The sequence below is a fragment of the Acinetobacter towneri DSM 14962 = CIP 107472 genome (genome assembly GCF_000368785.1).
In the GTDB taxonomy this organism is placed as follows: domain Bacteria; phylum Pseudomonadota; class Gammaproteobacteria; order Pseudomonadales; family Moraxellaceae; genus Acinetobacter; species Acinetobacter towneri.
Map to the genome: position 1 here is coordinate 233,678 of NZ_KB849690.1, position 10,731 is coordinate 244,408.

Genomic DNA, 10,731 nt, shown 5'->3' on the forward strand with positions numbered 1-10,731 from the left:
TTATACCCAGTGTAAATGTCGCGTTATCCACATCCACCTACGGAGAAAGACATGGCAGAACGCCTACATAATGACTTTCAATTTCTGGATGTAGCACGCCAAGATCCAGAGAAAAAAGATCTCGATGTCCGCAAAAATGAGTTTGTGGAAATTTATAAACCGTTTACTGCAGAAGTGGCAGCTAATCAGACCCATCGTTGTTTGGGCTGTGGTAACCCGTACTGTGAATGGAAATGCCCTGTGCATAACTACATTCCGAATTGGCTCAAACTAATTTCGGAAGGTCGTATTTTTCAGGCAGCAGAGTTGTGTCATCAAACCAATACCTTGCCTGAAGTCTGTGGACGTGTTTGTCCGCAAGACCGTTTGTGTGAAGGCGCATGTACTTTAAATGATGGTTTTGGTGCAGTCACCATTGGCAATGCCGAAAAGTACATCAACGATACAGCTTTTGCCTTGGGCTGGCGTCCAGACATGTCGCATGTGAAATGGACAGATAAAAAAGTGGCGATTATTGGCGCAGGCCCTGCAGGTTTAGGCTGTGCCGATATCTTGGTGCGTAATGGCGTTAAACCGGTAGTCTTTGACAAACGCCCTGAAATTGGTGGCTTGCTCACCTTTGGTATTCCAGAATTTAAAATGGAAAAAGACGTAATGAAACGCCGCCGTGAAATTTTTTCGGGCATGGGTGTCGAATTCCGTTTAAATACCGAAATTGGTACAGATATCACGATTGAACAATTGCTTGCAGATTACGATGCCGTGTTCATGGGCATGGGCACTTATACCTATATGAAAGGTGGATTTGCTGGTGAAGATTTAGATGGTGTTTATGATGCGCTGGATTTCTTGATTGCCAATGTCAACCGTTGCCAAGGCTGGGAAAAAGACCCTGCAGAATACATCAGTGTTGAAGGCAAAAAAGTGATTGTACTGGGTGGTGGGGATACTGCCATGGACTGTAACCGTACTTCTATTCGTCAAGGTGCGCAGCAAGTCACTTGTGCCTATCGTCGTGATGAAGCCAATATGCCAGGTTCACGTCGTGAAGTGACCAATGCCCGTGAAGAAGGGGTGAGCTTCTTGTTTAACCGTCAACCAATTGAAATTGTAGGTGAAAATGGCAAGGTTACAGGTGTAAAAGTGGTGACAACTCAATTGGGTGAGCCAGACAGCCGTGGCCGTCGCAGCCCAGAGCCTGTACCGGGTTCCGAAGAAGTTTTAGCTGCAGATGCGGTATTGCTTGCTTTTGGTTTCCGTGCTAGTCCTGCAGATTGGTTTGCCTCTGCCAATGTTGGGGTAGACGGTTCAGGTCGTGTAGTGGCAGCAGAACAGCAAACATTTAAGTTCCAAACGTCAAACCCGAAAATTTTTGCAGGGGGCGATATGGTGCGTGGTTCTGATTTGGTCGTGACCGCAATTTGGGAAGGTCGTCAGGCGGCAGAAGGTATTTTAGATTATTTAGAGGTCTAAACGAGTTTGTTTTGCTTAGATCTAGAAAGGGCTGAGTTTTAAGGAATTCAGTCCTTTTTTATTGGATATTTTATCTAGCTCATCTTCTTGTGGAATTTATTGCCATTCCTGATTCATATAAGGTTTAAGAGCTGAAACTTCAATATCAATTCAATCTGCTGTACAAGGTTATTGTTGGATGTAAACAGTTTGGTGATTCGCTCGATTAAACAAAATACACAAACAGGTCAGAATTTCACGTTAGAATGAAATCATTTCATACAAATACAAAGAAAATTTAGAGGTTAATTTATGAATTTCACAAAAAAAACCATGCTCGCAGTGGCTTTAAGCAGTACTTTGACATTAAGCGGATGTGGCTATAACACCTTACAAGTGAAAGATGAAGCTGTGACTGCTTCTTGGTCAGAAGTCCAAAACCAATATCAACGCCGTGCCGATTTAGTGCCAAACTTGGTGAATGTGGTCAAAGGCTATGCCAAACATGAAGAACAAGTCTTGACTGAAGTCACTCAGGCACGTGCCAATGTCGCAGGCTTAAAAGTGGATAAGTCGGTATTGGAAGACCCTGCGTTATTCCAGAAATATCAGGAAGCACAGGCGCAAATGACCAGTGCCTTATCACGTTTAATAGCGGTGTCTGAAAATTACCCAGACTTAAAAGCCAATGAGCAATTCCGTGATTTACAAGTACAACTAGAAGGCACAGAAAACCGTATTGCCGTGGCGCGTAACCGTTACATTAGCACAGTGCAAGACTTTAACAGCTATGCACGTCAGTTCCCGCAAGTCATGACTGCTAAAGTGATTGGCATGGACACCAAACCAAACTTTAGCGCAGAACAAAGCGCACAAACCGCACCTAAAGTTTCGTTTGAATAACGCCTAGGAGGATGCCTGGATGCTGCAATCGTACAGCAAGACCTGTATAAATCTAGCGCAGATGCTGCTGCTGATGGTTGTCATGTGTTTTAGTGGCTTGGCATATAGTGAAGTTGCTACAGCAACGGATGAAACCGCCGAAGCTGTGGTGTTGGGTAAAATTGTGCAGCAACAGCATCCTCAAAATGTAAACCCTATCCCTGATCTTGCGAATTCACGTCAGCCTACATCGAGCACTCAGCAAGCACCTATAGAAACACCCGTTCAGCAACCACAAATTGCCAATGATATGGCAGAGGGTGAATCTATCCGTGCTTTACCGACCCTGAATCAGCCCGTGGTCGATCAAGCCAATTTGCTGACTGCTGCAGAAAAACAGCAAATCAGCCAGCGGATTTTAAATTTACATCAACAAGCCAAAGCGCAAATTGGTGTGGTGATTGTTCCAACTACAGGGCAGGAAGATATTTTTGAATTTGCCATGCGAGTTGCAGAACAATGGCAGCTCGGTTCTGCTAAGCAAGACAATGGTGTGTTGATGGCAATCGCAGTCAATGACCGCCGTATTCAAATTTTAACAGGTTACGGTTTAGAAGGCGTGCTGCCCGATATTGTGGTCAGTCGGATTATTAACCAGCGTATTACCCCCTATTTTAAACAAGCGCAATATGCACAAGGCATAGATGCAGGCGTGGCAGAAATTGAACGGATTTTAAACCTAGATCCAGAAGTTGCTGCACAGGCGGCGCAAGAACTGAAACAGCGTCAGGAACAAGCCTTGCAAGAACAACAGGCGCGTGAAAAAACCTTGAGCACTGCTTTATTTATTTTAATTGCAGGGGTAATTGGCTCACTGATTGTCGGAAAACGCCTAAGTGCTTCAACCGCTGCCGTGGCAGGTACAGTGGCAGGTTTGGTCAATGGTGCAGGCTTAATCACCAGTTTAATGATTGGCGCGGGAATTTTCTTTTTACTCATTACTGCCATTGCACAGACCATTTTCCAAATTTTCTTGTCCTCTGCAGGTCGTGGTGGTGGACGTGGCGGTGGCGGTTTGGGTGGCGGTGGCTATAGCGGCGGCGGTGGCTTTGGTGGGGGAGGAGCATCAGGATCATGGTAACAACAACCGATACAACAGAGATTATTACCCAACCGAAAATGGACATTCCAGCGCGTCCGAGTGTAAAGCGTTGGCTGAAGCATTTCTTTTATTTACCTGCCACCAAACGTTTTTTTAATGCGCAAGATCAACACGCCATTGCAGAAGCGGTCACTGCCGCCGAGCATGGGCATGTAGGTGAAATTCAGGTGGTGATTGAAGGCTGTTTACCCTCGCGGTTGGCGTATGCGATAGATACGCATACCCGTGCACGCCAATTATTTGCAGAATTAGGGGTTTGGGATACTGAACTAAACAGCGGCGTTTTGCTGTACCTGAATTTGTGTGAACGCAAAGTAGAAATTGTGATTGATCGTGGCATTAAAACCGCGACCACGCAACAGGTGTGGGATGATGTCTGTACGCATATTGTGCAGGGTTTGGCACAGCAGCAGTATCGACAAGCGGTGATAACAGGTGTGGAAGAAATTGGTGAAATTTTGGATGCTTTTTATGACCGTAAGTTGGTAGATCGTCAGAATGAATTGAGCAATGCCCCGATTATTTTGGGTTGAGAGCTGTTAGTGTTCCTTTCTTTTTTAAATCCCCCTCAATCCCCCTTTTTCAAAGGGGGAGGCTAGTACGAGCATATTTTAGTTCAAAGCTAATATGGCTCACATTTTTCAAAGGGGGGAAGTTTGTACAAGTTTATTTGGGCGATGTGCCAAAAAGTGAAAACTTGCGTATTTTTAATTTTTTTAACATGAAATCAATTTTATAATGAATGTTCCTCTCTTTTCTAAAGAGAGGCTAGGAGAGATTTTCAACATTGGCGTTTTCGCAAAATTTGGCTTAATTTTTCAAAAAGGGAAGCCACATAAGCACAAAAGATAACTATTGCACACAAGCTAAATTTGCTGAAATTTAGATCAAAAATGCAAACAATTGTGCGATGAGTTTATTTTAAAAATTAAAAAGTGTGACTTATTGCTATAAAATTGACAAAATTTGTTAAATTTCCAATTTCTGCCTGACAATATTTGTCACTTTTTAACAAAAATACACAGTCAAATTAAAAGTTCTAAATTTTTTATGTGTAAGGTGCTGTTTTTTTGTGAGAATTGTCTATAATAAAAGTTGGCACGTTTAGTGCTAAGTATAAAATAGCTTACAAAGCTTATAATTAAATTAACAAACATTTGTGGAGAATGTTTATGAACGCTCAAAAAGGTTTTACCCTTATCGATACTCCATAAGTGTCCATATAAAATGAACAATCCATAAGTAAGTCAATATGGACATAAAATAATAAATTTGATATGAAGAATCAACATTATCTTTTTCTACTTTTTTCAATCTCCGTTTTTACTCATGCTCAAGAACTAGACTTCATTGAATATTCAGATATTTCATCAATTCCTCAAATTGTTTTGAATCCAAAAATCCAAACAGAACTTCAAACATTGTTAAAGCATGATTATCTAAAATTTCAATTTAATTTCGACAATTACTCAGCGCCCTATTTACTGAAAACAGATGAGGCTCTGTATTATGAGGGTCGGTCTGGAAGCAGTTTAGATGCTTCATCCGCGATTGTGTTTAAAGATGGGCGATTGTTTGCTGCAATATATTTTGCCAATACCAAGACCTTAAAATACTTTAGCAACGATGCCAGTTGCTCAGAACAGTTACATCCTGCGATTCAAGTTTTTGCTCAGCAGCGTGAGATTCAAGGTATTGAATATGCAACAGCTAGAGCCAATACCGCTTCAAAATGTGAAACCTATTTTAAAAAATTAGGAAGATAGCTGAACTTAAATGCTAATTTAACCCGAATTACGGATAAGAAAAGCCCTTGAAAAAAAGGTAGTTAGAGCCATTTAGAAAGTTACGACACAACCCAAAGGCTCTAACTACCATGTACGATTTTACAGAAATTTTTTGTATTGTTGATGATTTTTTCAAAAAATTTGAACCCATCTATTGGCAATTTCTCAAGCAAGAAAACAAACGTCAACGTATCAGACAAGCAACGCTATCTTTATCAGAAATTGTGGCTATCTCCATCTACTATAAAACATCTCAAGTACATAATTTTAAGATGTTTTTTAACTTGCTTTGTCAGTTTGAAAGCAAACTCTTTAAAGACTTGCCTTGTTATAAAAACCTGATTACCCTCATCAATCAGCACCAACTTGCTATTCATGCTTTGCTTTATGCGTTGAGCCAAAAAGATGAAAGTTCATATTTATGGATTGATTCAACACCTTTACCTGTTTGTAAAAATAAAAGAATCCCTAAAGGTCATCATGCTTTAGATGAGATTGCTTCTCGTGGTAAAAGTACGATGGGCTGGTTTTATGGTTGCAAATTACACTTGCTGATGAATCAAGAGGGTGAAATTGTAAATTCAGATTTATCAAACGGACATATTGCTGATCTTAAAAAAGTTGAGGATTTAGTGAATGGCTTATCAGCAACGGTCTATGGTGATAGAGGCTACATTAGCCAACCATTGAAAGAAACACTTAAAGAGCAAGGCATTGATTTAATTACTTATCCAAGAAAAAATATGAGAGTGACCTTATTGCCATTTTCTGATGAATTTCATCTACGACAACGTAAAAGAATTGAAACATTGATAGGATTATTGAAAGAAAAATATCACTTAGTTACGAGTAAACATCGTTCGATTGCTGGTTTTTTAGCAGGCGTATTTTCTTCACTATGTGCGTATCAACTTTGCCAAAAGAATAAGCCTAAAATTCATGTGATTAAATCTTTAGCTTATCCGTAACTGGGGTTAATTTAAGATTTTAATATCATGAATGATTTATATTTTATTCACATTAATGTCATTTTTGATTTTTACCATGAGATCTAAATCTACAATGATGCTTATGAACAATGAAAAAAACACCACTAACTTTAGCTTTATTAGCTTCGACAATTTTCTTAACAGCATGTACTGATGATGGGGACAATGGTCAAAATGGATTGAATAGTTTGATTCAACAGACGCCTTTAGTACTTGGAAATGATGATTGCTGGAGTGCTGGAACACGTATTGAAAGCGGTTTGGATAAAAATCAAAATGGGGAGCTGGATACTAATGAAATCCAGCAAAGCTCAACCCAGTGTGGTCCAAATTTATTTGCCCAAGGTGTTGCTTTACCTTACCAAAATTTAACGAGCTTTAAGGTAAATGGAACAACTATTGCTAGTCCATTTACCCTTCGACAAGGTGGCTTTGGATCTGATGTTGCTGCGCACCCTACTAACAATAAACAATTTTATGCAATCACAGATCGCGGTCCAAATGCTGACTATAATGATGGCGTGAATGGTGCTGGTAAGATTTTCCCAATGCCAGACTATGTACCTAAAATTGGGCTGTTTGAGGTGCAAGATGATGGCTCAATTAAACTCATCAAAACAATTTTATTAAAAGATCGTGATGGAAATAATATTAGTGGATTGCCGAATACTGCTGCACTCGGTGGTACAGGTGAAACACCTTACGATATCAATGGTGAGGTAATTGCCAAAGATCCATCAAAGCCATATGACCCACTAACTAACCCAATCAAGCTTGACGATTATGGTCTAGATACTGAAGGTTTAGCAGCATTGAATGATGGTACATTTTGGGTAAGTGATGAATATGGCCCGCACATTGTGCACTATGATGCCAATGGAAAAGAAATTGGTCGTATTAATCCTTTTGTAAATGATGTGCGCAATACATTCACTTTACCGCAAGAATTTAGATATCGTCGTGCCAACCGTGGTATGGAAGGTTTAACTATTACACCTGACCAAAAAACATTGGTTGGGATTATGCAATCGACAATGGACTTACCGACCAAAGCTGTTAATAAATCAACCTTAACACGTATTGTGACGATCAATCTTGAAACAGGAAAAGTTGCTCAGTATCTCTATTGTCAAGAAATTGATGCTAACTCAAACTCAGCTATTATTGCGATTAATGATCATGAGTTTTTAGTACTGGAACGTGATGGCAAATTCCTTAAAGACGATCCGAATATCATGAAACATGTTTATCGTATTGATCTGAAGGATGCTACCAATTTGGAGGATATCGCAACTCAGGGTGATCTAGTGCAAGATCCTAAACTTGGTTTAACTATTGCAGGTAAAACCTTAGAGCAGTATTTCATCAATAACGACAAAAAATGGGAAGCATTACAAGCACTAAATATTCAGCCTGCAAGTAAAACCTTGGTATTGGATATGGGCAAACGTGTAAGTTATGCACATGACAAAATGGAAGGTTTATGGTTGATTAACCGACAAACTCTTGGCATTGTGAATGATGATGACATGGGGCTTTGGACAACCAATGGTTTAGAGCAAAAGTATTTGGATAATGTGGGCATGCGTGTCGATACACCTACCTTATATATTGCCGATAAGTTAAATCTTTTCAACCCATAACAATGAATGAAGCCCAAAAGCTAAAACTTTTGGGCTTTTTAAATTCAACTAGTTTTTTTCAGACTTAAGCCAATATTAATCACCGAATGATATCAGCTAAAACATCTGCCAGCTTTTGCCCATTCTTACGATCAATTAAACGAGCTGACATACCAAATTCAGTTGGACCACTGTAATCAGCTAAAAGTGTATCTCCAATAAACAAAATGTCTTTGGCATGACATTGTAATTTATCAATTAAATATTGATAAATTTGTGAATCCGGTTTAATTGCTCCAACCTCATAACTCCAAGCATAAGCATCAAGAGAAGGTAAAAGTGAAGAAACAACTTTTCCATATGGCATAGCTAAATTTGAGCATAATGCCAACCTGAATCCCAATTTTTTTAACTCTTCCAGAGTTGATAAGGTATCTTCATACAGTCTAATAGAGCGTAACTCTTCATCTAAATCATGCTCAAGTTCTTGCAGAAATTGGTCTGGAATATTTACTGCTAATCGCTTTGTAAGCTCTGCCAAATTTAAATTTTGGGACATAATAAATTTGGCATCATCAGATTTTGGTTGTCGCCCATTTTCTTTTAACCATTTCATTAATTTTCTATATGGGGAACGTCTTTTCTCTATTTTTATAAGTGTACCAAACACGTCAAAAATAATGACTGAAGGCTCAATATGACCTGCTTTTATAAATGATTCCATATTTTTACAACCAATTAAATTGAATTTTACTTTTTGTTGAGATTATCATAAGAGACATTGCTATAAAAATTAAGGGAGATATTTGATATCTCCCTTTGTTTGTTTTATTCGCTAAAATTTGCAAACATGATTTTAGGAAAATTTTTCATGAAGTGACGTCTAACATAGTTGAAGTCACTGAGATCATGTTGATTTTTTTCAAAATAATTAACCCAGGCTAAAGTTGCATCTTGGTCATTTAAATTGGGGTTAACATTCAGAAACAAAGCTAAATCAAATGTACGGTCAATATTAAACTCTTTGATCAGTGCAACAGCAGTTGAACGAACTTCCTCTGAAACAGAGAATTTTGGAGAAAAATAGTTATTCATAGCTGAACTTCCATAAAAAATTATATAATGAGATTTAGAAAAGTTAATTTGTTTTTAGGAAACAAAATAACCTGCTGTAGGTTAAATTATCACCCTGAATATGATTTATCAAGTTAAATTGACTTGCTGTAGGTTAATTTTTTAATTTAAAGGTCGTTATGATTAGATGTAGGCTATCAACTTTGATGGGTGAGCGAAAAATTTTAAAGTTAAGTGAGGTAGCTCAGGCGACAGGTATTAATCGAAATACCCTCACCAGTCTTTACTATGATCGTGCCGTGCGAATTGAACTTTCAGTCGCAGATACATTATGTAAATATTTTAATTGTAATATGCAGGATTTATTTGAATATACCAATCATTAACACATCACTTAATGGGATGAGGTGCTAAAAATTGTAGTGATTAGATATCTACTCTTTATCTATAAGTTTTTTAGAAAGGGCATTAACGGCAATAGAGGAAGTTTGATCCCAGTCGTGCCATATGTCTAAAAAGTCTTTTCGAACGTGATTTGAGTCAGTTGCATCCCAAAAAGCTTCCCACCAAATACTCGTTTGCTCTTTCTTTAGTAGAGCTAGAGGGTGTTCTTCGCACTTTAAAATTTTTTCAAATAATTCATTATTGATTAAATAGGCATTAGTTTTCGTTAAATATTTGGTTGATTTGTATAATTGTGAACATATACGTGCAAAGTTTTCTAACATATTCGTTCCACCTACTCCATTATAAGTAGAAACATGAATATTACTAGTTAGCACTTCGACACGCCAATCTTGTAATATTTTGATGATAATTAACTCACCTTCTTTAGATATATTTCGAACAAAAATAATCTTTTGGGCTTCAGACTCATGCTTAGAAACAGGATCAACGTAAGAGAAAAGAGAATTAATATTGAAGTCTACATTATTTTCTGGTTGCCAATGGGAGCATGGGATGGGATGTCCATCGCCATGTATCAGCCAGTTCTCATCCACATATAAATATGATGCAATTTTCTTCAACTCAGCAAAAGAAGGTTCTTGCTTTGCTTGTAGCCAATTTAGAAAGATTTCCGCATTTTCATACTCACACATTTGAGCAATATGTGAGTATTTTATTGCATTCATTTTGAAGCTATTTATTAAATTTAGGCTGTGCGCAAGTCTTTCAGCAACTTCTACTTTTCGATCAATTATCTGATAGGACGAAAGTTTTAAATTTGAAGGATTGGTTTCAGAGGGGGTAAAAAAGTGAAAGCTTTTTTCAAGGCGATCAACTATCTCTGCATTCATAGAACGCTTTTCTTGATTTGCAACTTCTTCAATTTTTTGTTTTAGGTCACTTGGGACACGAATCTTTAGTTGAGCATCCTGAGAAATTAACATAATTAATACAATCCCGTGTTGACTATATTTATAGAGTTTAATTTAATCAAAACATGGTTTAAAGATAAACCAAAATAATAACCATGGTGGTTCATATGAAATTATTAAGTTCTTCGACACAACTCAAGCTGCGCATTTCACCTGCATTAAAAAGCTGGTTGAAAAAAGAAGCTTTGTTACAAAATAGGTCATTAAATTCACAAGTGAATTTTATTCTAACTCAATTTAAACAAATTACGGAGGATCAATTGAAAAATTAAAGTTTCATTCGGCAAAAAGTATAAAAGCCCATGGTTCCAACATGAGCTCTTATGAATGTCTTCATTGGTGATCAGACATTTGTATTTTGATGAATAGGGACATTTTTGTCAA

General features: G+C 38.0%; 11 protein-coding genes. 8 read left to right on the forward strand and 3 right to left on the reverse strand.

All coding sequences use genetic code 11. The features are described 5' to 3' along the window. Positions 1-51 precede the first annotated feature (51 nt). From F947_RS08345 to F947_RS08375, 7 genes are all read left to right on the forward strand, one after another. The gene (locus tag F947_RS08345) at positions 52-1,473 is read left to right on the forward strand and encodes an FAD-dependent oxidoreductase (RefSeq protein WP_004974472.1); all 1,422 of its coding nucleotides are present in this window, start codon (positions 52-54) and stop codon (positions 1,471-1,473) included. Between the two features lie 291 nt (positions 1,474-1,764). Next, the gene (locus F947_RS08350) at positions 1,765-2,355 is read left to right on the forward strand and encodes a LemA family protein (RefSeq protein WP_004974474.1); all 591 of its coding nucleotides are present in this window, start codon (positions 1,765-1,767) and stop codon (positions 2,353-2,355) included. A gap of 19 nt (positions 2,356-2,374) precedes the next feature. Further along, positions 2,375-3,475 (forward strand): TPM domain-containing protein, encoded by a 1,101-nt coding sequence (locus F947_RS08355; protein ID WP_004974476.1) that lies wholly within the window; start codon positions 2,375-2,377, stop codon positions 3,473-3,475. Then, positions 3,469-4,029: a TPM domain-containing protein gene (locus F947_RS08360; RefSeq protein WP_004974478.1), complete on the forward strand. Its 561-nt coding sequence runs from the start codon at positions 3,469-3,471 to the stop codon at positions 4,027-4,029. Before F947_RS08355 ends, F947_RS08360 begins: the two co-directional genes overlap by 7 nt. A 744-nt stretch (positions 4,030-4,773) precedes the next feature. Continuing rightward, positions 4,774-5,262 (forward strand): hypothetical protein, encoded by a 489-nt coding sequence (locus F947_RS08365; RefSeq protein ID WP_004974482.1) that lies wholly within the window; start codon positions 4,774-4,776, stop codon positions 5,260-5,262. Between the two features lie 110 nt (positions 5,263-5,372). Beyond that, positions 5,373-6,251: an IS982-like element ISAba4 family transposase gene (locus F947_RS08370; RefSeq protein ID WP_004973252.1), complete on the forward strand. Its 879-nt coding sequence runs from the start codon at positions 5,373-5,375 to the stop codon at positions 6,249-6,251. Positions 6,252-6,361: 110 nt separating this feature from the next. Further along, on the forward strand, positions 6,362-7,915 hold the full coding sequence (locus F947_RS08375; RefSeq protein ID WP_004974485.1) for an esterase-like activity of phytase family protein: 1,554 nt from the start codon (positions 6,362-6,364) through the stop codon (positions 7,913-7,915). Between the two features lie 79 nt (positions 7,916-7,994). Here the strand turns inward: F947_RS08375 and F947_RS08380 are convergent, their stop codons facing one another. Then, positions 7,995-8,618, reverse strand: coding sequence for an HAD family hydrolase (locus F947_RS08380; RefSeq protein ID WP_004974486.1), 624 nt, complete (start codon positions 8,616-8,618; stop codon positions 7,995-7,997). Positions 8,619-8,722: 104 nt separating this feature from the next. Then, entirely contained in the window at positions 8,723-8,989 is a 267-nt protein-coding gene (locus F947_RS08385) for a hypothetical protein (protein ID WP_004974487.1), read from the reverse strand. Positions 8,990-9,147: 158 nt separating this feature from the next. Between F947_RS08385 and F947_RS08390 the strand changes: the two genes are divergently transcribed. Beyond that, the gene (locus F947_RS08390) at positions 9,148-9,354 is read left to right on the forward strand and encodes a helix-turn-helix domain-containing protein (RefSeq protein ID WP_081402485.1); all 207 of its coding nucleotides are present in this window, start codon (positions 9,148-9,150) and stop codon (positions 9,352-9,354) included. A 48-nt stretch (positions 9,355-9,402) separates the two neighbouring features. Here the strand turns inward: F947_RS08390 and F947_RS08395 are convergent, their stop codons facing one another. Beyond that, positions 9,403-10,359, reverse strand: coding sequence for an Arc family DNA-binding protein (locus F947_RS08395; RefSeq protein ID WP_004974490.1), 957 nt, complete (start codon positions 10,357-10,359; stop codon positions 9,403-9,405). Positions 10,360-10,731 lie beyond the last annotated feature (372 nt).